The 25,958-nt window shown below is 35.8% G+C and carries 25 protein-coding genes, 4 tRNA genes and 2 rRNA genes (1 of these 31 running past the window's edge); 18 read left to right on the top strand and 13 right to left on the bottom strand.

Going from position 1 to position 25,958, the window contains the following annotated elements:
* The 4 genes from RM520_RS10525 to RM520_RS10540 all read right to left on the bottom strand — a co-directional run.
* A 23S ribosomal RNA gene (locus RM520_RS10525) occupies positions 1-302 on the bottom strand (it extends 2,517 nt beyond the left edge of the window).
* Positions 303-602: 300 nt separating this feature from the next.
* Positions 603-676: transfer RNA gene (locus RM520_RS10530), tRNA-Ala, on the bottom strand.
* 98 nt (positions 677-774) lie between these two features.
* Positions 775-848 (bottom strand) — tRNA-Ile (locus RM520_RS10535).
* Positions 849-966: 118 nt separating this feature from the next.
* A 16S ribosomal RNA gene (locus RM520_RS10540) occupies positions 967-2,488 on the bottom strand.
* Together the 16S and 23S rRNA genes with 2 tRNA genes alongside form the textbook arrangement of a ribosomal RNA operon.
* 452 nt (positions 2,489-2,940) lie before the next feature.
* Here RM520_RS10540 and thrS point away from each other — a divergent pair.
* From thrS to rplT, 4 genes are all read left to right on the top strand, one after another.
* Entirely contained in the window at positions 2,941-4,878 is a 1,938-nt protein-coding gene (gene thrS, locus RM520_RS10545; RefSeq protein ID WP_311385669.1) for a threonine--tRNA ligase, read from the top strand.
* Between the two features lie 29 nt (positions 4,879-4,907).
* Entirely contained in the window at positions 4,908-5,465 is a 558-nt protein-coding gene (gene infC / locus RM520_RS10550) for a translation initiation factor IF-3 (protein ID WP_409220542.1), read from the top strand.
* A 26-nt stretch (positions 5,466-5,491) separates the two neighbouring features.
* The gene (gene rpmI / locus RM520_RS10555) at positions 5,492-5,689 is read left to right on the top strand and encodes a 50S ribosomal protein L35 (RefSeq protein WP_073181711.1); all 198 of its coding nucleotides are present in this window, start codon (positions 5,492-5,494) and stop codon (positions 5,687-5,689) included.
* Between the two features lie 118 nt (positions 5,690-5,807).
* The gene (gene rplT / locus RM520_RS10560; RefSeq protein ID WP_311385670.1) at positions 5,808-6,152 is read left to right on the top strand and encodes a 50S ribosomal protein L20; all 345 of its coding nucleotides are present in this window, start codon (positions 5,808-5,810) and stop codon (positions 6,150-6,152) included.
* 99 nt (positions 6,153-6,251) lie between these two features.
* On the opposite strand, the gene RM520_RS10565 is transcribed toward rplT, so the two are convergent.
* Entirely contained in the window at positions 6,252-6,674 is a 423-nt protein-coding gene (locus RM520_RS10565; protein WP_311386099.1) for a secondary thiamine-phosphate synthase enzyme YjbQ, read from the bottom strand.
* A 71-nt stretch (positions 6,675-6,745) separates the two neighbouring features.
* Here RM520_RS10565 and RM520_RS10570 point away from each other — a divergent pair, with 71 nt between their 5' ends.
* Complete coding sequence (locus RM520_RS10570) at positions 6,746-7,540, top strand: HAD family hydrolase (protein WP_311385671.1); 795 nt, start codon at positions 6,746-6,748, stop codon at positions 7,538-7,540.
* Here RM520_RS10570 and RM520_RS10575 read toward each other — a convergent pair.
* From RM520_RS10575 to tgt, 5 genes are all read right to left on the bottom strand, one after another.
* Positions 7,537-8,886 (bottom strand): asparagine synthetase B, encoded by a 1,350-nt coding sequence (locus RM520_RS10575; RefSeq protein WP_409220543.1) that lies wholly within the window; start codon positions 8,884-8,886, stop codon positions 7,537-7,539. The genes RM520_RS10570 and RM520_RS10575 overlap by 4 nt on opposite strands.
* Positions 8,846-10,393: a replicative DNA helicase gene (gene dnaB, locus RM520_RS10580; protein ID WP_311385673.1), complete on the bottom strand. Its 1,548-nt coding sequence runs from the start codon at positions 10,391-10,393 to the stop codon at positions 8,846-8,848. The genes RM520_RS10575 and dnaB overlap by 41 nt, the downstream gene beginning before the upstream one ends.
* Positions 10,394-10,560: 167 nt before the next feature.
* Entirely contained in the window at positions 10,561-11,514 is a 954-nt protein-coding gene (locus tag RM520_RS10585; protein WP_311385674.1) for an acetyl-CoA carboxylase carboxyltransferase subunit alpha, read from the bottom strand.
* A gap of 92 nt (positions 11,515-11,606) precedes the next feature.
* On the bottom strand, positions 11,607-12,689 hold the full coding sequence (locus tag RM520_RS10590; protein WP_311385675.1) for an LptF/LptG family permease: 1,083 nt from the start codon (positions 12,687-12,689) through the stop codon (positions 11,607-11,609).
* Complete coding sequence (tgt, locus tag RM520_RS10595; RefSeq protein ID WP_311385676.1) at positions 12,689-13,819, bottom strand: tRNA guanosine(34) transglycosylase Tgt; 1,131 nt, start codon at positions 13,817-13,819, stop codon at positions 12,689-12,691. Before tgt ends, RM520_RS10590 begins: the two co-directional genes overlap by 1 nt.
* A gap of 157 nt (positions 13,820-13,976) precedes the next feature.
* Between tgt and RM520_RS10600 the strand changes: the two genes are divergently transcribed.
* The 3 genes from RM520_RS10600 (at position 13,977) to RM520_RS10610 (ending at position 16,499) form a co-directional block, all read left to right on the top strand.
* Positions 13,977-14,822: a transketolase gene (locus tag RM520_RS10600; RefSeq protein ID WP_311385677.1), complete on the top strand. Its 846-nt coding sequence runs from the start codon at positions 13,977-13,979 to the stop codon at positions 14,820-14,822.
* 78 nt (positions 14,823-14,900) lie between these two features.
* A complete protein-coding gene (locus RM520_RS10605; protein ID WP_311385678.1) occupies positions 14,901-15,854 on the top strand; it encodes a transketolase family protein in 954 nt (317 codons plus the stop codon).
* Positions 15,855-15,911: 57 nt separating this feature from the next.
* The gene (locus RM520_RS10610) at positions 15,912-16,499 is read left to right on the top strand and encodes an outer membrane beta-barrel protein (RefSeq protein WP_311388014.1); all 588 of its coding nucleotides are present in this window, start codon (positions 15,912-15,914) and stop codon (positions 16,497-16,499) included.
* 31 nt (positions 16,500-16,530) lie between these two features.
* On the opposite strand, the gene RM520_RS10615 is transcribed toward RM520_RS10610, so the two are convergent.
* Complete coding sequence (locus RM520_RS10615) at positions 16,531-17,466, bottom strand: FKBP-type peptidyl-prolyl cis-trans isomerase (protein WP_311385680.1); 936 nt, start codon at positions 17,464-17,466, stop codon at positions 16,531-16,533.
* An 81-nt stretch (positions 17,467-17,547) separates the two neighbouring features.
* Between RM520_RS10615 and RM520_RS10620 the strand changes: the two genes are divergently transcribed.
* Both RM520_RS10620 and RM520_RS10625 read left to right on the top strand, forming a co-directional pair.
* Complete coding sequence (locus RM520_RS10620) at positions 17,548-17,919, top strand: RNA-binding S4 domain-containing protein (RefSeq protein WP_311385681.1); 372 nt, start codon at positions 17,548-17,550, stop codon at positions 17,917-17,919.
* 31 nt (positions 17,920-17,950) lie between these two features.
* Positions 17,951-18,448, top strand: coding sequence for a phosphoribosyltransferase family protein (locus RM520_RS10625; protein WP_311385682.1), 498 nt, complete (start codon positions 17,951-17,953; stop codon positions 18,446-18,448).
* On the opposite strand, the gene RM520_RS10630 is transcribed toward RM520_RS10625, so the two are convergent.
* Positions 18,440-18,967, bottom strand: a complete 528-nt coding sequence (locus tag RM520_RS10630; protein WP_311385683.1) for a shikimate kinase — start codon at positions 18,965-18,967, stop codon at positions 18,440-18,442. The genes RM520_RS10625 and RM520_RS10630 overlap by 9 nt on opposite strands.
* A 102-nt stretch (positions 18,968-19,069) precedes the next feature.
* On the opposite strand from RM520_RS10630, the gene RM520_RS10635 reads away from it, so the two are divergent.
* From RM520_RS10635 to RM520_RS10670, 8 genes are all read left to right on the top strand, one after another.
* Positions 19,070-19,142, top strand: a tRNA-Lys gene (locus RM520_RS10635).
* Between the two features lie 125 nt (positions 19,143-19,267).
* Positions 19,268-19,351, top strand: a tRNA-Leu gene (locus tag RM520_RS10640).
* Between the two features lie 134 nt (positions 19,352-19,485).
* A complete protein-coding gene (locus RM520_RS10645) occupies positions 19,486-20,388 on the top strand; it encodes a MerR family transcriptional regulator (RefSeq protein WP_311388015.1) in 903 nt (300 codons plus the stop codon).
* Between the two features lie 14 nt (positions 20,389-20,402).
* Positions 20,403-21,860, top strand: a complete 1,458-nt coding sequence (locus tag RM520_RS10650) for a phytoene desaturase family protein (RefSeq protein ID WP_311385685.1) — start codon at positions 20,403-20,405, stop codon at positions 21,858-21,860.
* 1 nt (position 21,861) lies between these two features.
* Positions 21,862-22,701: a phytoene/squalene synthase family protein gene (locus RM520_RS10655; RefSeq protein WP_311385686.1), complete on the top strand. Its 840-nt coding sequence runs from the start codon at positions 21,862-21,864 to the stop codon at positions 22,699-22,701.
* A 4-nt stretch (positions 22,702-22,705) separates the two neighbouring features.
* Entirely contained in the window at positions 22,706-23,155 is a 450-nt protein-coding gene (locus RM520_RS10660) for a sterol desaturase family protein (protein WP_311385687.1), read from the top strand.
* On the top strand, positions 23,155-24,624 hold the full coding sequence (gene crtD / locus RM520_RS10665; protein WP_311385688.1) for a 1-hydroxycarotenoid 3,4-desaturase CrtD: 1,470 nt from the start codon (positions 23,155-23,157) through the stop codon (positions 24,622-24,624). Before RM520_RS10660 ends, crtD begins: the two co-directional genes overlap by 1 nt.
* Positions 24,617-25,264 carry a carotenoid biosynthesis protein gene (locus RM520_RS10670; protein WP_311385689.1) on the top strand — a complete coding sequence of 216 codons (648 nt, stop codon included), beginning with the start codon at positions 24,617-24,619 and terminating at the stop codon, positions 25,262-25,264. The genes crtD and RM520_RS10670 overlap by 8 nt, the downstream gene beginning before the upstream one ends.
* Here RM520_RS10670 and RM520_RS10675 read toward each other — a convergent pair.
* Positions 25,257-25,958 (bottom strand): DUF3291 domain-containing protein, encoded by a 702-nt coding sequence (locus tag RM520_RS10675; RefSeq protein WP_311385690.1) that lies wholly within the window; start codon positions 25,956-25,958, stop codon positions 25,257-25,259. The two genes, RM520_RS10670 and RM520_RS10675, sit on opposite strands and share 8 nt — an antisense overlap.

Here is a 25,958-nt window from a genome sequence, read left to right on the forward strand (position 1 = left end):
GAATATCGTGGTCCTACAACCCCAAAATTGCCGAAACAACTTTGGTTTGGGCTAATCCGCGTTCGCTCGCCACTACTAACGGAATCACTTTTGTTTTCTCTTCCTCCGCCTACTTAGATGTTTCAGTTCAGCGGGTTTGCCTCCTTGCGGATACTATGCCTTCAACATAGTGGGTTGCCCCATTCGGATATCTACGGATCAACACTCGTGTGCAGTTCCCCGTAGCTTTTCGCAGCTTATCACGTCCTTCTTCGCCTCTGAGAGCCTAGGCATTCCCCATACGCCCTTAATTTGCTTGTCGCACTATATATCACTTGATATATGCGCCCTCTCGTAATCCTTATAATTACTTCTAACTTATTGTATTCTATTCTACTACTTAAGTTTCTTCTTTTGACTTATTATAAATGACTCGTGTCTTTATAATACGTCCCAATATGTCAATGAACGTTGTGCAAGATTATCAGAATATCAAAGTAGCTACGCTGCTCCTCAAACTTTAATCTTGAGAATGCATTAAAAAAATCTTATCTCAGAAACAACTAAAAGCAAGCTTCTTTTGTTTCCTTCAATCTCGATTCTACTTTTTAAAGCATCCATCGTGGAGAATATCGGAGTCGAACCGATGACCTCCTGCGTGCAAGGCAGGCGCTCTAGCCAGCTGAGCTAATCCCCCAATTACTAGTCGTTAGTAATTAGTATTTAGCAGTTAGTACTTAACTACTACCCAACTTCTAGAATTTCCTATTCAGTATTTCAATTATATGAACGTTGTAGTCTCAGGCAGACTCGAACTGCCGACCTCTACATTATCAGTGTAGCGCTCTAACCAGCTGAGCTATGAGACTGTCTTGGCCTGTTTACAACAGTACACAATATTTTAAATAACATATTGATAGACAACATAAAAGAGTAAGAACCACTCCTTAGTCAAAAAACGGGGCCAATTAGGCGCATCGTCTCTAGAAAGGAGGTGTTCCAGCCGCACCTTCCGGTACGGCTACCTTGTTACGACTTAGCCCTAGTTACCGATTTTGCCCTAGGCCGCTCCTTACGGTGACGGACTTCAGGCACTCCCAGCTTCCATGGCTTGACGGGCGGTGTGTACAAGGCCCGGGAACGTATTCACCGGATCATGGCTGATATCCGATTACTAGCGATTCCAGCTTCACGGGGTCGAGTTGCAGACCCCGATCCGAACTGTGACCGGTTTTATAGATCCGCGCCCACTTACGTGGTGGCTTCCCTCTGTACCGGCCATTGTAGCACGTGTGTGGCCCAGGACGTAAGGGCCGTGATGATTTGACGTCGTCCCCACCTTCCTCACGGTTTGCACCGGCAGTCCCGTTAGAGTCCCCATCATTACATGCTGGCAACTAACGGTAGGGGTTGCGCTCGTTATAGGACTTAACCTGACACCTCACGGCACGAGCTGACGACAACCATGCAGCACCTTGTACATAGTCCGAAGAAAAGCATATCTCTACGCTATGCAATGTACATTTAAGCCCTGGTAAGGTTCCTCGCGTATCATCGAATTAAACCACATGCTCCACCGCTTGTGCGGGCCCCCGTCAATTCCTTTGAGTTTCATTCTTGCGAACGTACTCCCCAGGTGGGATACTTATCACTTTCGCTTGGCCGCCGAGACCGAAGTCCCGACAGCTAGTATCCATCGTTTACGGCGTGGACTACCGGGGTATCTAATCCCGTTCGCTCCCCACGCTTTCGTCCATCAGCGTCAGTATATAGTTAGTCACCTGCCTTCGCAATTGGTGTTCTATGTGATATCTATGCATTTCACCGCTACACCACATGTTCCGGCAACTTCACTATAACTCAAGACCTACAGTATCAAGGGCAATTTTATGGTTGAGCCACAAACTTTCACCCCTGACTTATAGGCCCGCCTACGGACCCTTTAAACCCAATGATTCCGGATAACGCTCGGACCCTCCGTATTACCGCGGCTGCTGGCACGGAGTTAGCCGGTCCTTATTCTTACAGTACCGTCAGCTTTCCACACGTGGAAAGGTTTCTTCCTGTATAAAAGCAGTTTACAACCCATAGGGCCGTCATCCTGCACGCGGCATGGCTGGATCAGAGTCTCCTCCATTGTCCAATATTCCTCACTGCTGCCTCCCGTAGGAGTCTGGTCCGTGTCTCAGTACCAGTGTGGGGGATCCCCCTCTCAGGGCCCCTAACCATCGCTGCCTTGGTAAGCCGTTACCTTACCAACTAACTAATGGTACGCATGGCCATCTTTATCCGATAAATCTTTAACTATTTAATCATGCAATCAAACAGTACTATGGGGCATTAATCCAAATTTCTCTGGGCTATTCCCCTGATAAAGGTAGGTTCCATACGCGTTCCGCACCCGTGCGCCGGTCGTCAGCAAGTGCAAGCACCTCTGTTACCCCTCGACTTGCATGTGTTAGGCCTGCCGCTAGCGTTCATCCTGAGCCAGGATCAAACTCTTCATTGTTGATCGTTAAATATCTCGCGATACCTACATCAACCCCTCTAAGTTCTTTGACTTCAAAATGGTTTTATTTATTCTCTTCTACGCTGTCTATTCCAATATGTATATGAACTTCTTTATTCCTTCTCAAAAAAAATAAAAACCCCTACGGTTTTTATCTCATTTAACACTCACCTCATCGGCAAAGCGGGTGCAAATATAAAAACCTTTTTTTAACCAGACAAAACCTTTTTCAATAAAAATTCAAAAAACTTTCAACTGTCTTACTATCAGTAGATTACAATGAAAATAAATTGTAATTACCTAAAAGACTTTATTATTGCTTTTGCCTCGTTCACCATACAACCCTAAGTATGTGTTCTTTATCCAAAATTTAATGTAAACGAAACAGGTTAATATAATTGCCACATCGGCACAAGATATTATCTTTGCTGCTACTTTAATTTGAAAATAGGATGATAAAGATTACGCTACCTGACGGAGCAGTGAAAGAGGTTGAAAAAGGTTATTCACCTTTTGATGTAGCCAAAAGCATAAGTGAAGGTTTAGCAAGAAATGTGATTTCGGCTAAATTTAATGATACAGTCGTTGAAGCAACTACACCTTTAATGACTGATGGCAGTCTTACTCTTTATACCTGGAAAAATGATGAAGGAAAAAAAGCATTTTGGCATTCTTCAGCACACATTCTAGCACAAGCCTTAGAAGAGTTATATCCAAATATTAAACTTTGGGTAGGTCCGGCGATTGAAAATGGGTTTTACTATGATGTAGATTTAGGTGAAGCAACTCTTTCTGAAAAAGATTTTAAATCAATAGAAGATAAAATGCTTGAAATCGCTCGTGGAAAACATGATTTCAATATGCGTGCTGTAAGTAAAGCTGATGCATTATCTTATTATCAAGACAAGAATGAATATAAGGTTGACTTAATAAGTAATCTCGAAGATGGTGAAATTACCTTTTGTGATCACGCCACATTTACAGATTTATGTAGAGGAGGTCACATACCAAATACAGGCATAGTTAAGGCGGTTAAAATTTTAAGCGTCGCAGGAGCTTATTATAAAGGGGATGAGAACAACAAACAACTAACACGAGTGTATGGCATTTCATTTCCTAAACAAAAAGAACTGACCCAATATTTAGAATTACTCGAAGAAGCTAAAAAAAGAGATCACAGAAAACTTGGTAAGGAATTAGAATTATTCACTTTTTCACAAAAAGTAGGACAAGGACTTCCGTTATGGTTACCAAAAGGTGCCGCCCTACGAGAGCGTTTAGAAGATTTTCTAAAAAAAGCTCAGAAAAAGGCCGGATATGAAATGGTAGTAACACCGCATATAGGGCAAAAAGAACTGTATGTCACCTCCGGGCATTACGCTAAGTACGGTGAAGATAGTTTTCAACCTATACGAACACCAAAAGATGACGAGGAATTTTTGCTAAAACCAATGAATTGCCCTCACCACTGTGAAATTTATAATACAAGTCCTTTCAGCTATAAAGATTTACCTAAACGCTATGCCGAGTTTGGAACAGTATATAGGTATGAACAAAGTGGTGAACTACATGGTTTGACTAGAGTTAGAGGATTTACCCAAGATGACGCTCACATTTTCTGTACACCTGATCAATTAAGTGATGAGTTCAAGAATGTTATTGATTTAACTTTATATGTTCTAGGGTCTTTAGGTTTCGAAAACTTTACCGCTCAAGTCTCGGTAAGGGACATAGAAAAACCTGAAAAATATATTGGAGAGGCTGAAAATTGGGAAAAGGCGGAAAAAGCAATTATCGAAGCTGCCGAAGAAAAAGGCCTGGATTATGTAATTGAAAGTGGTGAAGCAGCATTTTATGGTCCGAAACTTGATTTTATGGTTAAGGACGCCCTTGGTCGCAATTGGCAATTAGGAACTATTCAAGTGGACTACAACCTACCTGAACGCTTTGACCTCACTTATAAAGGTAGTGATAACGAGTCACATAGACCTGTTATGATTCATCGTGCGCCATTCGGTAGCATGGAAAGATTTGTGGCATTATTATTGGAACATACTGGTGGAAACTTCCCGTTGTGGTTAATTCCAAAGCAAGCTATAGTTTTGCCTGTTAGCGAGAAACATGAAAAATATGCTGAAAAAGTTTTGAATTCGTTGGAAAATCACGAAATTCGCGCGCTCATTGATAATAGGAACGAAACTGTAGGGAAAAAAATCAGAGAGGCAGAGCTAAAGAAAATACCTTTTATGCTGATAGTAGGTGAGAGCGAAGAAAACGCCGACACTATTGCCGTTAGAAAGCATGGAGGAGAAGATTTAGGTAGCATAAGCATTATCGAATTTTCAGACTTGGTTTCAAAAGAAATAAATAGTACCTTAAAGTCGTTCTAAAAAATAAGTTTAATTAAAAATAATAAGTCATAGCAATACGAAGAAGATTTAGGCCTCAGCCAAGAAGGGAAAATAAAAACCCTCATAATATCAATGAAAAAATACTCTCACCCGAGGTGAGGTTGGTTGGAGACAATATTGAAGTTGGTGTATACCCCATAAGAAAGGCTTTAGATAAAGCCGAGGAATTAGAACTTGATTTGGTGGAGATATCTCCAAAAGCTAATCCTCCTGTTTGTAAGATTATTGATTACAAAAAGTTTTTGTACGAACAGAAAAAACGCGAAAAGGTCATGAAGGCCAAAGCGACCAAAGTTATTGTAAAAGAAATTAGATTTGGCCCACAGACGGACGACCATGATTATGAGTTTAAAAAGCGACATGCTGAAAAATTCTTGAAAGAAGGGGCTAAATTAAAGGCATATGTATTTTTCAAAGGGCGCTCTATAGTGTATAAGGACCAAGGAGAAATATTGTTATTAAGACTAGCTTCTGAATTAGAAGAAGTTGGTAAGGTAGAACAGATGCCAAAATTAGAAGGTAAGCGAATGACAATGTTCATCGCTCCTAAAGCAAGTAAGAAATAAGCGGAGATAAATCATAAAAAGGAAAAATGCCTAAAATGAAAACAAAATCCAGTGCTAAAAAGCGGTTCAAGCTTACAGGCTCTGGTAAAATCAAAAGAAAGCACGCTTTCAAGAGTCATATTTTGACTAAGAAATCAAAAAAGCGGAAGCTTAAATTGACACATTCTACATTAGTACATGAGTCTGATGTCAATAGTATTAAAGAGCAATTACGATTGAAGTAATTGTAAATCGGTAAAATTATTAACCCTGGAGTTGGGCAATTTATTAAAATTCAAATTGAGTTAAAATAAATTAAAAAGTGGCCAAATCGCCCGCCTACTACAAAAAAATTAAAAAGAAATGCCAAGATCAGTAAATGCAGTAGCTTCAAGAGCCCGAAGAAAAAAGGTGATGAAGCAAGCCAAAGGTTACTTTGGAAGACGTAAAAACGTTTGGACAGTAGCAAAAAATGCGGTAGAAAAAGCAATGCTTTATGCTTACCGTGATAGAAGAAATAAGAAAAGAACTTTCCGTGCACTATGGATTACTCGAATAAATGCAGGTGCCCGATTACATGGAATGTCTTACTCACAATTTATGGGAAAAGTTAAGTCTAATGGAATTGATTTAAACAGAAAGGTTCTTGCAGATTTAGCAATGAATCACCCAGATGCTTTTAAGGCTATCGTTGAGAAAGTAAAATAAAAATTTAATTAAACTTACCCCGCTTATTAAAATCCTGTTCTGTAAAGAGCAGGATTTTTTTATTTAATAACTTTCTGATTGAAATTGATTTGATATTTGTTACGCCCCTAAAATAGTTAAAACTATTTTTCTACCAGTAGCATGGTTACGATGCTCACAAAGATAAATTCCTTGCCATGTACCAAGATTAAGTTTACCATTCGTTATAGGAACTTGAATTGATGACCCCATTAGAGACGCTTTAATATGAGCAGGCATATCATCAGACCCCTCGTAATCGTGTTTGTAATAGCTCATGTTTTCAGGAACCATTTCATTTATATGACTCTCAAAATCCATGCGCACAGTAGGATCAGCATTTTCATTAATAGTCAAACCAGCCGAAGTATGTTTAATAAATACATGTAACAAACCAGACGCTACATTCCCTAATTCAGGTATAGCATTACAAATAGTATCTGTTATTAAGTGAAAACCTCGATGAAAAGGTTTTAAAGTAATCTCTTTTTGAAAAGACTTCATTAGACTAAAATAATACAAACTTAACCACTTTAGCATATCATACTCTTACCTTTATACCCTAAAAATGTTAGATGGATTTATCTAGAATTAAAATGGTTGTAACAGACATGGATGGCACCTTACTAAATGCTAACCACGAAGTCAGCTCTCGATTTTTTAAGCTATTCAAGCAAATGCAAGAGAAAGACATCCATTTTGTAGCCGCTAGCGGTCGCCAATATCATAGTATGGTAGAGAAGTTACATTCCATTAAGAACGATATGATATTTATAGCTGAGAATGGTGCTATGATAAAAAACAAAGAGGAAGTGCTGTTAACTACTCCTCTGAAGCATGAAAATTTAAATACCATACTAAAAGTAGTTTCAAAAATCGAGAATGCGCATCCAGTCTTATGTAGCCCAAATAATGCTTACGTAAATGGTTCTTCGGAAAAATTTATAGAGCTACTTAAAGAATATTACACTCAATTTGAAGTTGTAGAAAGTCAAGAAGAGGTAAAAGATGAAATTTTAAAAATAGCAATTTATCATTTCGAGAATTCTGAAAAATTTATTTATCCAGCAACAAAGCATTTAGAAGAAATACTTAAGGTAAAAGTATCGGGCTCTAATTGGGTAGACATCTCTCATAAAAACGCCCATAAAGGTTTTGCACTTGATAAAGTAATGAAGAAATATAATATTTCGTCTGATGAACTGCTGGTATTTGGAGATTACAATAACGATATTGAAATGCTTCAATTAGCCAATTATAGTTTTGCAATGGCCAACGCCCATCCTAACGTGAAAAGAGTTGCTAATTTTGAGACCACAAACAATAATGACTTTGGAGTTGAAAGAGTTTTAGAGCAAATGTTTCTTTAGGTCTTTTGTTTTTTCTTTCGAGCTGCTGGGAATAACACATTGTTTAAAATTAAACGATATCCAGGTGAAGTTGGATGCAATTCTAATTCTGTTTTAGGGTCCCCCACCCTATGCTGGTAATCTTCTGGGTCATGCCCGCCATAAAAAGTAAAGAATCCTTTGCCTTTTATACCATGAATATATCTTGCCTCATCGTTGATTTTATTTTCTCCTAATACGATGACAGTTGGTTTTACTTCTCCCCTAGTAAATGAAGTAGTTTGTCCCATAAACCCTTTTACCAAAGTTGTATGATTCTGTGTTAACATAGTAGGTACTGGGTCCCATTTAGCCGAAAACTCCATCAAGGAAAAATAATCAGACTCTTTCGGAATTTTGCGTTTAGCTGTCATGTCTATGGACGAAAATTCATATCGCAATGGATTCCTTTCTAAATTGAAATTTTGAAATGCAAAAGTTCTACTATAGTTTAATTTTTCTTGGTAATTTGCATCTGAAGGATCTCCATCAAACATAGGCTCACAAATATCAATCCCATCCGCAGCAAGGGCAATATCAAAACTATCTGTTGCAGAACACATTGCAAACATGAACCCACCTCCTATAACATATCTTCTTATTTTTTCAGCAACCGCCCCTTTTTCTTGCGATACTTTTGAAAACCCTAATTTTGTTGCGCGTTCTTCGGCTAATCTTTTGCCTTCTATGTACCAAGGAGTCGCTCTGTAGTTTCTATAAAATTTACCATACTGTCCAGTAAAATCTTCATGGTGCAAATGCAACCAATCGTATAAAGCTAATTTGTCATCTAAAACCTCTTCATCATAAATAGTTACATAAGGAATTTCAGCATAAGTCAAAACCATAGTAACTGCGTCATCCCATGGCTGATTGTCTTTAGGAGAATAAACTGCAATTTTTGGAGCTTTTTCTAATATTACAGCTTCTTGATTTTGAGACGGACTGCCGATATCACTTAAAATACTATTAGCCTGACCATCAGACAAAACTTCGAACGAAACACCTCTAATTTGACATTCTTTACGAACAGCATCACCATCAGGTAGCAAAAAGGCCCCTCCACGGTAATTTAGTAACCACTGTACCTTCTGTTGTTTTGCCAACACCCAATATGTAAGACCATAAGCTTTTAAGTGGTTCTTTTGGCTTTCAGCATCCATAGGTATAAGTATTACTGAAGCAAAGGAATAAAAGGAGGTGAAAAGAAAAACAATTGGTAGAATGGTCTTCCTAAATATTTGGTTTTCAGCCGTAAGAGAAAATTCTTTTTTAGAATGATTTGTTCTAGAAAGGGACGTCGTCTTCATCGGCACTAGAATCATCATTGAAGGAACTGCCGAAAGCTTCATCAGTACTTGGTAAATTTGGAGTAGCAAACGGGTTTTCTTCATTTTCATTCATCTTTGATTGAAACTCAAACGGAGAATCAAAGTCATCTAAGTTATCAAACTTACCTAGATTACCGATAAACTTTAACCTAATATTATCGAGTCCGCCATTACGGTGCTTAGCAACAATAAATTCTGCTTGACCTTGTGTTGGTGTGCGTTCTTCATCATCCCATTCATCAATTTTATAGTATTCTGGTCGATAAATGAATGAAACAATATCTGCATCTTGTTCTATTGCCCCTGATTCACGCAAGTCAGAGAGAATTGGTCTTTTACTACCACCACGAGTTTCAACTGCTCTAGAAAGCTGAGACAATGCAATAACCGGAACGTTTAATTCTTTCGCTAATGCTTTTAGATTTCTTGATATTGTAGAAATCTCTTGTTCACGATTTCCACCCTTTTGACTACCACCAGCTGTCATTAATTGCAGGTAGTCAATAACAATCAATTTAATTCCATGCTGAGAAGCTAATCGTCTTGCCTTTGCTCTTAAATCAAAAATGGAAAGCGAAGGAGTATCATCAATAAATAAGGGTGCTTTTTCTAAAGTTTTTACTTTTACATTAAGCTGTTCCCATTCATGTTTTTCTAAACGTCCTGTTCTTAATTTTTCTGAAGAAAGCCCTGTTTCCGAGGAAATTAATCTGGTGATTAATTGAACAGATGACATCTCCAAAGAAAAGAATGCCACAGGTATTTCAGCATTGACAGCAATATTTCTTGCCATTGATAACGTAAGAGCAGTTTTACCCATACCAGGTCTTGCGGCAACAATTACTAAATCACTAGGTTGCCAACCCGATGTTAATTTATCAAGTTTATCAAAGCCAGACGGAATTCCACTGAGACCTTCTTTATTTGCAATTTCTTCAATCCTCTTTTTAGCTTGAATGACTAAATTCTGAGCTGTTTCAGCAGAACGCTTTAAATTACCCTGCGTTACCTCATATAATTTAGATTCTGCATTATCCAATAAATCAAAAACATCAGTGCCTTCGCTATATGCATCTTCGATTATTTCATTTGATATTTTTATCAAACTACGCTGAATATATTTTTGAAGTATGATACGTGCATGAAACTCAATATGAGCAGAAGAAGCTACTTTCTGAGTTAGTTTAATTAAATAAAAATCACCTCCAACTGCTTCTAAATGACCATCTTTCTTTAATTGAGAAGAAACAGTTAATAAGTCTACAGGTTCGGAGGTTTCAAATAATTTGAAAATAGCCTCATACACAAACCTATGCGCATCTTTATAAAAAACTTCAGGATGTAAAATGTCTATTACCTCATCAACCCCTTTCTTATCAATCATCATTGCACCCAATACAACCTCCTCTAAATCAACAGCTTGAGGGGGTATTTTTCCACGTTCTAAATTGATAATAGTCGATTTATCAATTTTACGTCCAACAATAGGGTTTGGTTTGTCCATGAGCGCTAAAATATGGAATTAACCTTTAGTTAACTTTGAAATTATACTTATGGATGTTCACAGGTATTCAACAAAATTAGTGTTGATAACTTAAAAATCGTGTTAACAACTCCAAAAAAGAAATAAAAACGATTAATATAAAATATTGAAAAACCTAAATTCAGGGCTTAGCCGTTAAATACGCCCATATTGGCATATTTATCCATTCGCTGATTCACCAAATCTTTTGGTGATAACTTTTTAAGTTCTGCAAAATGGTTTGAAATTTTGTTTTTTACGGTATCAAATGTTTTATCACGATTACTATGCGCACCACCCAAAGGTTCACGCACGATTTCGTCAATAAGTTTTAATTTTTTCATGTCAGGTGCGGTAAGCTTTAAAGCTTCTGCAGCTTGCTCCTTATATTCCCAACTACGCCATAATATAGAAGAACACGATTCTGGTGAAATTACTGAATACCATGTATTCTCAAGCATTAGTACTTTATCACCAACACCTATTCCTAAAGCACCACCTGAGGCACCTTCACCAATAATAACAACAATTATTGGAACTTTTAAACGAGTCATTTCCAAAATATTTCTAGCAATTGCCTCACCTTGACCTCGCTCTTCAGCCTCAATACCTGGGTAAGCACCTGGAGTATCAATAAAACATACAACTGGAACATTGAACTTTTCTGCTGATCGCATTAAACGTAGAGCTTTCCGATATCCTTCTGGGTTAGCCATACCAAAATTACGGTACTGACGTGTTTTCGTGTTGTACCCTTTTTGCTGACCAATAAACATATAACTCTGGTCACCAATTTTACCTAAACCACCGATCATGGCCTTATCATCACTAACCGTTCTATCACCATGTAATTCTAAAAAAGTATCTCCGCAAATAGCATTGATATAGTCCATCGTATATGGTCTATTTGGGTGTCTTGAAAGCTGAACACGTTGCCACGCGGTCAAGTTTTTATAAATATCTTTCTTAGTATCTGCAAGCTTTTTTTCTATTTGCTGGCAAGTTTCAGTTACGTCAACATCACTTTCTTCCCCGATAATCATACATTTTTGAAGTTGGTCTTCAAGTTCTTTGATAGGAAGTTCAAATTCTAAATATTCCATAAAATTTTATGTTGTAGTCAATTTGGTTTGGTGCGACAAATATATAACATGTATCAAATACTGCAATACTATTATTCTAAGTCGTATTTATGTTATCGCTTCGCTTTTTGGAGCAATACAATTCCTAATATTCCAAAGATTAGATTGGGTATTATAACTGCCAGTATTGGTGAAAAGCCTGACTGCTCAGCCATAGTCCCAAAAATTCTATCAAAAAATATGTAGACTAATCCTAAAGCAATACCCAGAAGTAAACTATAACCCATACCACCTCTTCGCTTAACAGATGACACTGCAACAGCTATTATAGTTAAAATAAAAGCAGCTATTGGTAATGCCCAACGTTTATACTTTACCAAAACGTAGCTATTAATATTTGAAGCTCCTTTTTGTTTTTGATCATCAATAAACTTATTCAACTCAAAGAGATTCTTTGTATCAGCTATGTAAGAAACCGGTGTCAAATCATCTATCTTAAAGTTGAATACGGTGTCCAATCTTCTTTTAGTTTCTACTAACTCGTAACCATCTTTAATTTTTCTTTTGGTGTATGAAGTAAGTCTGTAAGTACTGTCCTTCTCAACCCATCGAATATTTGCGGCAGATAGCTTATAATCAAGCTGATTTTCATCATTAAAATGCTCATAAGTAAAATTATACCCTATTTGTCTATTTGGGTCAAAGCTGCTAACATAAAGAAAATCGCGTTCATTAAGTTGATTAAATATATTCTTCGTTTGTCTGTCTTGTCGACCCTTTTTAAAATATTTGTATTCAAACTCATTAAAGCCAATACTAGCATGTGGTACAATAAATTGACCCATTATAAAAATCAGTACTGCAACCAGACTTGCACCTATAAGATATGGTCTTAAAAAACGCCAATAAGATATACCAGAACTTAAAATGGCCACAATTTCAGTATTTCCAGCAAGTTTGGCAGTAAAAAAAATAATTGAAAGAAATAATAATATTGGCATTAGGATGTTACCCAAAACCAAACTGAAGTTTCCATAAAAAACGATTACTTCGGCTAACGGCGCTTCATTATCTATAATCTTGCCGATTTTCTCAGCTAGGCTTATCATTATCCCGATAGGAATAAAAAGAAGTAGTATACCAATGAAGGTAATTAAATAACGCTTTAAAATGTACTTATCTAGAATCGTTAGCATTACAACCTTTTATCCATTTGTTTTACCATTGTTTCTTTCCATTTTGCGAAGTCACCCGCAATGATATGCTCCCTTGCTTGTCTTGTTAACCAAAGATAAAACCCTAAATTATGTATTGTCGCTATTTGTTTTCCTAAATACTCATTGGCCGCAAAAAGATGTCTTAAATAAGCTTTAGAATATTCGGTATCTACCCAAGTTATTCCCATTTCATCTATTGCTGAAAAGTCATCTTCCCATTTTTTATTTTTGATATTTATGGTTCCATGAGCTGTAAAAAGCATACCATTTCTAGCGTTTCGTGTTGGCATTACACAGTCAAACATATCAACTCCGAGTGCTATATTTTCTAATATATTAAGGGGAGTTCCTACACCCATAAGATACCGAGGTTTATCTTCCGGTAAAATATCGCAAACAATCTCACTCATTTCATACATTTCTTCCGCAGGTTCTCCTACTGATAAGCCACCAATAGCATTACCTACAGCATCCGCTTCGGCTATATATTCTGCAGATTGCTTTCTTAAGTCTTTATAGGTTGAGCCTTGAACAATAGGAAAAAAAGCCTGACTATAACCATACTTCGTTGGGGTTTTATTTAAATGAGAGATACATCTATCTAACCAACGGTGCGTCATATGCATAGAACGTTTTGCATAACCATAATCACAGGGGTACGGAGTACATTCATCAAAAGCCATGATAATATCTGCCCCAATAACTCTTTGCACTTCCATAACACTCTCAGGCGAAAAAAAGTGGCTCGATCCGTCAATATGTGATTTAAAATTTACGCCTTCTTCTTTAATCTTTCTATTTCCAGAAAGAGAATACACTTGATAACCTCCACTATCCGTTAGAATATTTCTATCCCAACCCATGAATTTATGTAAACCACCTGCTCTTTCTAAAATATCTATACCTGGTCTTAAATAAAGATGATAGGTATTACCAAGAATAATATCGGGATTGATATCATCACGTAATTCACGTTGATGAATACCTTTGACGGTACCTACGGTACCAACAGGCATAAAAATTGGCGTTTGTATAGTGCCGTGATCCGTTATAATCTCTCCTGCCCTTGCTTTACTAGCTTTATCTTTATGTAATAGGGAATATTTCAAAGCTGTTTTTTGAAAGGCAAATATAGGAAACTGGCCTGCAAGAACTCCTTAACAAAAAAATAAAGTTTAATCCGCAAAGGGTTTGGTAAAATAATGGATTTGAGCTTGTTTACCAGACTGAATGCAATTACTTTTGAAGAGAAATAAATTTAATCTGATGGCAGAAATTAAAGAATTACAAGACTTAGTAGTTCAAGTAAGAAGAGATATTTTAAGAATGGTTCACAAAGTCAATTCTGGGCATCCTGGAGGTTCTCTTGGTTGTACGGAGTTTTTTGTTGCATTATATAATGAGATAATGGAACTTAAAGATGGTTTTGACATGGATGGAAATGGAGAAGATTTATTCTTTTTATCTAACGGACATATTTCTCCTGTTTTTTATAGTGTACTTGCACGTAGAGGATATTTTCCGGTAGAAGAATTAAACACTTTTAGATTAATTAATTCACGACTCCAAGGTCATCCAACAACTCATGAGGGTTTACCTGGAGTAAGAATAGCTTCAGGTTCCTTAGGTCAAGGAATGTCTGTTGCTATAGGCGCAGCCTTATCAAAAAAGTTAAATGGCGATAACAAGCTTGTATACAGTTTGCATGGTGACGGAGAATTACAAGAGGGACAAAATTGGGAAGCAATTATGTACGCCGCTGGTAATAAAGTCGATAATTATATTGCTACTATAGACCTGAATGGCCAACAAATTGATGGATCAACAGACGATGTTTTACCTTTAGGAGATGTAGCTGAAAAATTTAGAGTTTTTGGTTGGGATGTTTTGGAGATTGAAAATGGTAATGAATTACAACAAGTTATTGATGGCCTGAAAGAAGCAAAAACCAGAACTGGGAAAGGAAAACCAGTTTGTGTCGTAATGACCACCATGATGGGTAATGGTATTGATTTTATGATGCATACACACGCATGGCACGGAAAGGCGCCCAGTGATGAGCAGTTAGAAAATGCACTTTCACAAAATCCAGAAACTTTAGGGGATTATTAAATCCTTAACCCTAAGAGGGTCGATTAAATTGAATAAAACAAATAATTTTCTCCCTATGAGGGAGACCAAGCGGGAATTATGACAAAATATATAGATCAAGGAAAGCAAGATACAAGAAGTGGTTATGGAGCTGGTATGACTGAATTAGGAAGAACTAACCCAAATGTTGTAGCACTTTGTGCTGATTTAGTAGGTTCTTTAAAGATTCAAACCTTTATTGATGAGAATCCTGAACGTTTTTTTCAAATTGGAATTGCAGAAGCGAATATGATGGGTATTGCAGCTGGTTTAACTATTGGAGGAAAAATTCCGTTTACCGGTACTTTTGCAAATTTTTCTACCGGTCGTGTATATGATCAAATCAGACAATCTATTGCTTATTCAGATAAAAATGTAAAGATTTGTGCTTCACATGCTGGTATAACATTAGGTGAAGATGGGGCTACACATCAAATCTTAGAAGACATTGGTCTAATGAAAATGCTGCCTGGAATGACGGTTATTAACCCTTGCGATTTTAATCAAACAAAAGCCGCGACTTTAGCAATAGCCGAACACCATGGTCCTGTATATCTTCGTTTTGGAAGACCTAAAGTTGCAAATTTTACACCGGTTGACCAAGACTTCAAAATTGGAAAAGCTCTAATGCTGAGTGAAGGAACTGATGTAACTATTGTTGCTACTGGTCATCTAGTATGGCAATCTTTAATAGCTGCTGAAACCTTAGAAAACCAAGGCATTTCTTGCGAAGTTATTAATATACATACCATTAAACCTCTTGATGAAAAGGCTATTATAGCTTCTGCTAAAAAAACCGGTTGCATTGTAACGGCAGAAGAGCATAACTATTTAGGAGGGTTAGGCGAAAGTGTTTCTAGAACATTAGCCCAACATCATCCAACACCGCAAGAGTTTATAGCAACACAAGACATCTTTGGTGAAAGTGGTACTCCTGACCAATTAATGGATAAGTATGGTCTCAACAATAAAGCTATAGAGGAAGCCGTTTTAAAAGTATTGAAAAGAAAATAGGTTTTGGTATTGTCTTTGATACCTCTTTACAACGTAACTATTAAAACGAAACACATTATGAAAAAAACACTTCTAGTTTTGGTTGTGGCACTTATTAGTACTACAGCTTTTTCACAAGCAAGTTCAAGCTTTGGTATCAAAGCAGGTTTAAATTACAATGGCAACGGCGATTATTTTAATTCTGCTGAACAGGCTTTTGAAAACCCTGATAAGAACGCAGGATTTCATGTTGGCTTTTTTGGTAAAATTGGAAATAGAATTTACCTACGCCCTGAAGTCGTTTATACAAGTACTAGCTCTGGTTACGATGAAGGTGACCTAAAGATTAAGAAATTAGATGTACCCATTTTAGTAGGTACTAAAGTTATTGGACCTTTACATGTTTTTGCTGGACCGGCTTTTCAATATCTTTTAGATACAGAATTTGATGGAATCACTTTTGACGATGTTGAAAACAATTTTTCCGTAGGTCTTAACATTGGTGCGGGAGTAAATCTTGGCAAGTTCGGAATTGACTTACGTTATGAAAGAGGTTTTAGTGAGAACGAGGTCAATTTTATTAATTCTAACATCACTACCCTAAACGGTGATAGAGTTGATACTAGACCAGATCAATTAATTTTGAGTTTTTCTTTGAAAATATAAAATTAAAAAGCCCCAATATTGGGGCTTTTTTTTAGCTGTTATCTGGATCTAAATAATCCGGAATACCATCACCGTCAGTATCATCATTGGTTGGATCACCATCTCCATCAACATCTTCATCCTCAGTAAAAGTACCATCACCGTCATCGTCAAAATCTATGTAATCTGGTATCCCATCTTCATCAGTATCATCATTAAATAAATCAGTGTCATTATCTCTATCTTCTAGTATACTAGGCACACCATCTCTATCATGATCTGCAGTTTCAACTGCTAAAAGATTGATATTAAAAATTATAGGCTCATAAGATGAGCCTGGTTGAGTACCATTAAAATAGGCAAGTCCGGATGGCATAATTACTAATCCGGATCCAAAATTATCAATTTCAAATGTACCATCAGGAAAATCTGTCACATCTGTACCCGATTTAAAATTTACTATTCCTTCCTGTAAACCGGCAACAACTCCAGGGTTTGCAGCTGTTCCATTACCTTGTAAGTCTAACCAAATACCGCTCCCTATTTGACTCTGAAAAACATTACCGTCTATAGCAACACCTTCAAATACAACAAAAGTAGAATCAGCAACGGTTGGCGCACTACCTCCACCTCCATTAGCAACTAGCCAATAATAAGTGTGTGGAATATCAACCTCATCTTCCTCTAGTCCAAAATCTGTAGAAGAAATTAAAACAACTTCAGATTCAACTTGCTGCGACAATGGTATTTTTGAAGCATTATCTCCAGCTATAGTATCTATTACAACTTTAAAATCAAAATCTGAAGCTGCGGTCTGAAACTCTTCATAATTATAAAAATGCGTTTGAAGAAACTCTTGTATTTCAGCCTCATTCTCAGCGGCAACCTCTGCTAAAAGTCTTGGCGGGTCTGCTTCTAAAATACCATCATCTCCATTACACGAACATAAAACAGTTAATACAATTGATAATAATAAAAACCTTTTCATTAAGCATTAAATTATTGGAACGCGCAAGATACAATTTTCCCTTATTTTTGATTCTAATCTTAACAAACATTTGCATTCGATATGCGTATTGACAAATACTTATGGAGCGTTCGCTACTATAAAACAAGAAATATCGCCACCACTGCCTGTAAAAAGGGGCAAATTAAAGTCAATGGTCTAGTCGTCAAACCGTCAAGAGATGTATATCCTACGGACAAACTAGTTGTTCGAAAAAATCAAATTGATTATCAACTAACAATTTTAGATTTGCCAGAAAGCAGAGTTGGTGCTAAACTTGTCAATGTTTACAGAAAAGACACTACTCCAAAAGAAGCCTTTCACCATGACGAATTGTTAAAACATGCAAAAGACTATTACAGAAAAAAAGGCATGGGTAGACCAACAAAAAAAGATAGACGTGATATTGACGGTTATCTAGATGAATCAGAATAATCTGTTTTATCTTTGCTAAAATCATAATACTATGATCAATCAAATTCTGACACATCAACAAATACAGCACAAAACCAAGCGTATTGCTTATCAAATTTATGAAGGTAATGTTGAAGAGAAGGAGATAATTATTGCTGGAATAGAAGGTGGAGGCCTCAATTTTGCAAAAAAAATAAGTCAAATCCTTAGAAAAATCACACAAGCCGAAATAACGCTTTGCAAAGTACAAATGAATAAGTCAAATCCTTTAGATAGCGGTGTCTCAACTTCGCTGTCAATTGAAGATTACACCAACAAATCAGTTGTGTTAGTTGATGATGTTTTAAATTCGGGCACCACACTTATTTATGGCGTTCATCATTTTTTAAAAACACCATTAAAGCAATTAAAGACTGCTGTTTTAGTGAATAGAAATCATAAAAAGTATCCTGTTAAGGCTGATTATAAAGGCATTTCACTATCAACATCACTGAATGAACATATTGAGGTGGTATTTGAAACAAAAAATGATGCAGTTTTTTTAAAGTAGTTTATTTGCGATTTCGTCCACAATCCATTGAACTGATTTTCCGTCACATTCAATAATACGTTTAGCTGAAGCATAAAACTGATTTCTTTCAAATAAATGTTTTCCTATAAATTCAGGCAAATCATCATCCGCAATATTGGCCACCAAAGGCCTTTTACTTTTTTCATTTGTTAGGCGCTCTAGTAATGACGAAATATTAAGTTTTAAATAAAAAGTATTTTCAGTCTTCGCATGGATGATTTCGAGGTTTTTTCCGTAACAAGGTGTTCCACCACCCAGGGAAAGAATAAAACTAGATTCTTCATTTAGTTGTCTACTAAGTATTTCAGTTTCTTTTTTTCGAAAGAATAATTCTCCTTTTCTACTAAATATCTCAGAAACCGGCATTCCTTCGGCATCGGCAATCTTATCATCTAAATCAACAAAGGCTATTTTTAATTGCTCACCTAATACTTTTCCAATGGTAGATTTTCCACTAGTCATATATCCTAATAAGACTACTTTTAAGTTCTTAGACATTTTATGATTTTAAAAACACAAATTTATTACTAAATGGGCTTGATAAATTAATAATTGATATTATATTTGCAGCCGCTTAGGGCAATTTCTTCTAAAGCGTTTGACCTGATAGCTCAGTTGGTAGAGCATCTCCCTTTTAAGGAGAGGGTCCTGGGTTCGAGCCCCAGTCAGGTCACTTTATAAAAACCAATCTAAATTTAGGTTGGTTTTTTTTATGCCATAAAAGCAGTTAAACTCTTTTTTAATGAAATCAAGTTAGTTATTAGAACAAGTATTTTGATTATTTTTGCGCACTCTTTAGCGCACGTGGCGGAATTGGTAGACGCGCCAGCTTGAGGGGCTGGTGGCCACTAGGCCGTGGAAGTTCGAGTCTTCTCGTGCGCACAAACCTCTTATGATAATTAAGAGGTTTTTTATTTGGTATCCTTTTCTTATTAGACTTTCATGAAAATTTAACTCTTGCTTATAACAATAGTATTATTAAAATTGTAACTTTGTTTAACGATTTTTCTAAAAAAATGAACAACGTAAAGAAATTATTCAGCATCCGTGATATGGAGAACCTATCCGGAATTAAAGCGCATACTATTAGAATATGGGAGAAGCGTTATAATCTCTTTTCACCCGAAAGAACGTCTACTAATATTAGAACATACAGTTTAAAAAGTTTGCAAAAGCTTTTGAACATCACCCTTCTATATCACAACGGATATAAAATATCAAAAATTGCGAAACTTCCTGAAAGCGAAATTCCGGTTATAGTCCGGGAAATTGTAGCCAAGAATAGTGAAAAGAGTCATGCTATCAATGCGTTCAAATTGTCAATGATAAATTTTGATCAGACCCTATTTTTCAACACTTACAATATCTTACTCGCAGAGCGTTCTTTTAGAGACATTTTTAACGAAGTTTTTATTCCACTCTTGAATGAGTTAGGGCTTTTATGGCAAACTGATACCATAAGTCCTTCTCACGAACATTTTATAACTAATTTGATTAAACAAAAGGTTTACATTAATACTGAGAAGTTACAACTCATTGAGCCTACTAGAAAAGACAAGGTTTTTGCATTATTCTTACCTGAAAATGAAATTCATGAATTAGGGCTTTTATATCTTAACTATGAAATTATTTTAAAAGGCTATAAATCTATTTACCTTGGGCAAACAATGCCAATTGAAAACTTGGTAGATTTATTAAAGTACTATGACAACCTTCATTTTGTTTCTTATTTCACAGTATCTCCAAACAAAGATGAAATTGGAAAATATATACAACAATTCAATACCACATTAAATCAGTCTGGCAATTCTAAGCTTTGGATTCTTGGACATCAAGTGCAACATATTTCGCAACAAACACTACCGGATTCTATTAAAACATTTAATTCTATTGAAAAATTAACCAATAGTTTAGCGTAAGCGTATTACATTATATGAAGAAAGTAGTAGTTATTGGATCTGGTTTCTCGTCGTTATCTGCAGCGTGTCACCTTGCCAAAGCAGGTTTTGATGTGTCAGTTTTTGAAAAGAATGAAACTGTTGGTGGTAGAGCTAGACAATTAAAAAAAGAAGGATTCACTTTTGATATTGGACCAAGTTGGTACTGGATGCCTGATATTTTCGAAAAATTCTTTAATGATTTTGGTAAATCTACCTCTGATTTCTATAAACTCAACAAGTTAAGCCCTGCCTATAAAATATTTTTTTCTGATGAAGTCATTACAATCGGTGACTGTATGGATAAGATATGTGATGAATTTGAACGCATTGAAAAAGGAAGTTCAGAACATCTTAGAAGTTTTATAAATAAAGCCCAAGAGAATTATGATATCGCCATTAATAAAATAGTGCTTAGACCTGGATTATCCCCATTTGAGCTTGTAACTAAAGACACTGTTTTAAGAGTAGATCAATTTTTTAAAACTATAAGTCAAGAGGTAAGAAAGCGTTTTAAAAATCCAAAATTAATTTCAACTTTAGAATTCCCAGTTTTGTTTTTAGGTGCCAAACCTAGTAACACGCCTTCATTTTATAGTTTTATGAATTTTGCTGATTTCGGTTTAGGCACTTGGCATCCTGAAGGTGGTATGTATGAAATTATCAAAGCCATGAAAAAATTGGCCGAGGACTTGGGTGTACATATTCATGTTAATTCTGCAGTTCAAAAAATAGAAGTCAAGGACGGAAAAACAACCGGTATCCAAGTGGATGGAAAGAAAATATATGCTGATGTTGTCATAAGCGGAGCAGATTATCATCACAGTGAAACTCTGCTAAATAAAAACTATAGACAATATTCTGAGGCCTACTGGCATAAGAAAACTTACGCTCCATCTTCTTTATTATTTTATGTTGGTTTTGATAAAAAACTAGATAATGTAGAGCATCACAATCTATTTTTCGATACTGACTTTGAAAAACATGCTGAAGAAATTTATGACAATCCGAAATGGCCTAGCGAACCTTTATTCTATGCAAATTTTCCTTCAGTGACGGATGATAGTATGGCGCCTCAAGGTTGTGAAACGGGCTTTTTTCTAATTCCTATTGCGCCAGGGCTTGAGGATACAGAACAATTACGAAATCAATATTTTGACCTTATTCTTAATCGATTCGCGTTAAGAACAAAGCAGGATGTAAAAAATAACATTATATTTAAAGAAAGCTTCTGTGTCAACGACTTTATAGAAGAGTATAATTCTTTTAAAGGCAACGCGTACGGAATGGCAAACACATTAACCCAGACTGCTTTTTTAAGACCTGGATTAAAAAGTAAAAAAGTAAAAGACTTATACTTTACCGGACAATTAACTGTGCCAGGGCCAGGAGTGCCTCCGTCTTTAATATCAGGTAAATTGGTCTCCGAATTGATTATTAAAAAACACATTTAAAATGAAATCTCTTTTTGATAACGTGTCTTACGACTGTAGTAAAATAGTGACTGAATCATACAGTACGTCATTTGCCTTAGCAACTAAAATGTTAGGCACTTCAATAAGAAGCGATATTTATAATATTTATGGATTTGTGCGTTTTGCAGATGAAATTGTCGACACCTTTCATGACTATAATAAAGAAGAGCTTTTCAATAATTTCGAAAAAGATTTGCAAAATGCAATTGAGCATAAAATTAGTTTAAACCCAATTTTAAATTCTTTTCAATATACCTATCATAAATATGATATCCCATTTGATCTTGTGGCTTCTTTTATGAAAAGTATGCGAATGGATTTGGTTAAAAAACAATATAAAACAAATGCTGAATATAAAGAATACATTTACGGTTCTGCAGATGTTGTAGGTCTTATGTGCTTATGTGTATTTGTAGATGGTAATAAAGAGCAATACGAAGAATTAAAAGAGTCTGCAATGGCATTAGGCTCTGCTTTTCAAAAAGTCAATTTCTTACGAGATTTGAAAGCTGATTTTGAGCTTCTAGAACGTTCGTATTTTCCAAACACAAATTTGTTGGAGCTAGACGAAGTTTCTAAAAAGAGAATCGTGGACGAAATTAAAACAGACTTTGCATTGGGCTATTCTGGTATTGAAAGACTACCAGCTGATGCTAAGTTTGGTGTTTATACAGCGTATAAATATTATAACAAACTATTACAAAAACTTCAAAATACGCCTCCTCTTGAAATAAAGAATACTAGAATTCGTGTTCCTAATTACCAAAAATTTGGTCTTTTAGCGAAATCTTACGTTAATTACAAACTTCAATTGGTTTAGTACAATGAAAATTTTTCTTTGGATTGTCATTTTCTTAGGAACATTCTCTACAATGGAATTCATGGCATGGTTCACTCATAAATATGTGATGCATGGTTTTCTTTGGAAGCTGCATCAAGATCATCACAAAAAAGATCATGATTCATGGTTTGAGCGCAATGACTTCTTTTTTATTTTTTATGCTGTTGTGAGTATGAGTTGTTTTTATTTAGGGTCCGAAACTAGTTTCTGGTATGGATACCCTTTAGGTTTCGGTATTCTCGCGTACGGTATTGCCTATTTTGTTGTTCATGACATATTTATTCATCAAAGATTTAAGCTATTAAGAAACGCCAATAATTGGTACGCAAAAGGTGTTCGAAGAGCACATAAAATGCATCATAAACATTTAGGTAAGGACCATGGAGAATGTTTCGGAATGCTTGTAGTTCCTTTTAAGTATTTTAAAAAGTAATGCCAAAAACTGCCATTATTATTGGCGCTGGAATAGCAGGATTAGCCTCTGCAATCCGATTAATCAAAAAAGGATACTATGTAACTGTTTTTGAATCGAATTCGTATCCTGGGGGAAAATTACATTCCAAGACTGTTGATGGTTATCGATTTGATTTAGGACCGTCATTATTTACCATGCCCTGGTTAGTCACTGAACTGTTTGAACTACATAGTAAAAAACCAGAAGACTATTTTCAATATTCACGAAAAGAAACTATCTGCAATTATTTTTGGGAAGATGGTACAAGATTTCAGGCTTCAGCAGATTCAGATACTTTTGCCATTCAAGGAGCCGAAGTCTTTTCCGAGTCGTCAGAAAACATCAAAAAATATTTAGTTAATAATAAAAAAAAATATGAGCATACTAGTTCTATTTTTCTTGAAAAATCACTCCATAAATCAAGTACGTATTTCTCTAAAAAAACATTAAAAGCACTTCTTCGTATCGGTGGAATGGGTATCTATAAATCACTAGACACTGAAAACAAATCGTATTTTAAAAACCCTAAACTCATTCAACTATTTAATAGGTATGCCACTTATAATGGGTCTTCACCTTTTAAAACACCAGGCATTATGTCTATGATTCCTCATTTAGAGATGGACCTCGGAACCTATTTTCCTAAAGGAGGAATGCATAGTATAACCAAATCTATATATAAACTAGCGAAAGATATTGGGGTACAATTTCATTTTAATCGACAGGTTGATGAAATTATAGTTGAAAACAATATCGCCAAAGGCATCAGATGTAATGGTGAAGCTTTAAAAGCAGATATAGTTGTAAGTAACATGGATGTATATCCAACTTATAAGAAACTACTAACTCAACAAAAACAGCCGAAAAGAGTATTACAACAAGAACGTTCAAGTTCAGCGCTTATTTTTTATTGGGGAATAAACAAAGAGTTTCCAGAACTCGATTTACACAATATCCTTTTTAGCGCTAATTACAAGAAAGAGTTTCAAAAGCTTTTTGATGAGAAAACTTTGCATGATGACCCAACCGTTTATATCAATATTACAAGCAAGGAAAATACCCAGGACGCTCCAAAAGATTCAGAGAATTGGTTTGTTATGATTAATGCTCCAGGCAATTATGGTCAAGACTGGCCCGAACTAATTAAAAAAGCCCGTACCACTATTGTAGAGAAAATTAATCGTGTTTTTAAAACTGATGTAGAAAGTTACATTACCACTGAATTTATTTTAGACCCCGTAGGTATTGAAACAAGCACAAGCTCTCATAGAGGAGCTTTATATGGTGCTGCCAGTAATTCTAAATTCGCTGCTTTTTTAAGACATCCAAATTTTAGTACAAAAATTGAAAACCTATTTTTCTGCGGTGGATCTGTGCACCCGGGTGGCGGTATTCCACTTTGCTTATTTTCTGCCAAAATCTTAATTGACGTAATACCTAATGATTGAAAATATCATAAATAAAATATCGCGAGTTACCTTCGGAGTTGGAATCATTTGGCTTTTTCATATTTCAGGGGCCATAGGTATTTATTGGGGTGACACTAATTGGTTTATTTCAAAATCACCATTAAACTTACTGATTAGTTTAGTGCTTTTCGTTTGGCTTTTTTCCATGAACACTAAAAAGAAATGGGTATTCTTCGTTTTGTTTTTTTTGATTGGAATGTTAGCGGAATGGTTAGGAGTTAATTACGGCTTACTATTTGGTCAATATAGTTATGGTAAAAATTTAGGTCTCAAATTTGATGGTGTGCCATATTTAATAGGCACGTATTGGGCTTTACTAACATTTATTACTGCTGAAATAGCTAAAATTTTAAAGCTGAAAAAGTGGTCTAAAATTGTCTTCGGAGCTGTCTTAATGGTAGGTCTTGATTTTTTAATGGAAAAAAGTGCTCCGGTGTTTGATTTTTGGGAATTCAAAGGACAAGTTCCACTAGATAATTATGTTGCGTGGCTGGCCATTGGTATAATCTTACAAACAATACTGCATTATTCAAATATTAAAGGAAATAGTACTATATCAATACATCTATTCTTTGCGCAGGTATTATTTTTTGGATTATTCTATTACTTTCCTATTTAATAGAATTTAGAGGGTTTTCACCAAACCACGTTCCGTAGGACTTATAAGGTTGAAAACGGGCGAAGAGCTCTTCAGAATACCACTTCAATTCTCGTGTTTTTCCAATTGCTTTTAGATGTCCTTTAGTTTGATATGCAAATTTGTTTAAATCATCTAGACTTCTCCACAAACTAAAAGTGGCCATATTTTTAAAAGGTAACTCCCCTATTCCTTTAGTCAAAAGCAATCCTTCATTTTTCATTAGCCCTTTTCTGGATTTAGGTACGAACTTCCAAAATTTCACTAATAACCTGGTTTTAATAGTAGCACGTGTAATAACTGCATAAGCTTGGATATCTGATAAATCACTACTCTTTTTGAAAGGATTTAGTCCTGCCCATTCACCACGAGCTATGATGTTTTTAAGATAGACCTGAAAATGCTCAATCGACTTTTCTTTATAGCGTTTGACTAATGGGTTAGAAAGATGATAATCCATTGCAAAAGTTTCATTCTCCCAAACCTGAATTATGGCGTAAGTTGAAAAATCTGGCTTAGGGCTGAAACCCTCTTGACCGGTACCTAAAAGTTTATAAAACTGTTGGCCTTTTATATTGGAAAGATGTTTATGAGCAAATTGCATCATTGTAAAAGCCCAAAGTTTTTCTTTAAAACTTGAAAATCTAAAAAAAGTAAGGGTAGTAACTTGACTCAT

Source organism: Croceitalea vernalis (genome assembly GCF_031846405.1).
Classification (GTDB): domain Bacteria; phylum Bacteroidota; class Bacteroidia; order Flavobacteriales; family Flavobacteriaceae; genus Croceitalea; species Croceitalea vernalis.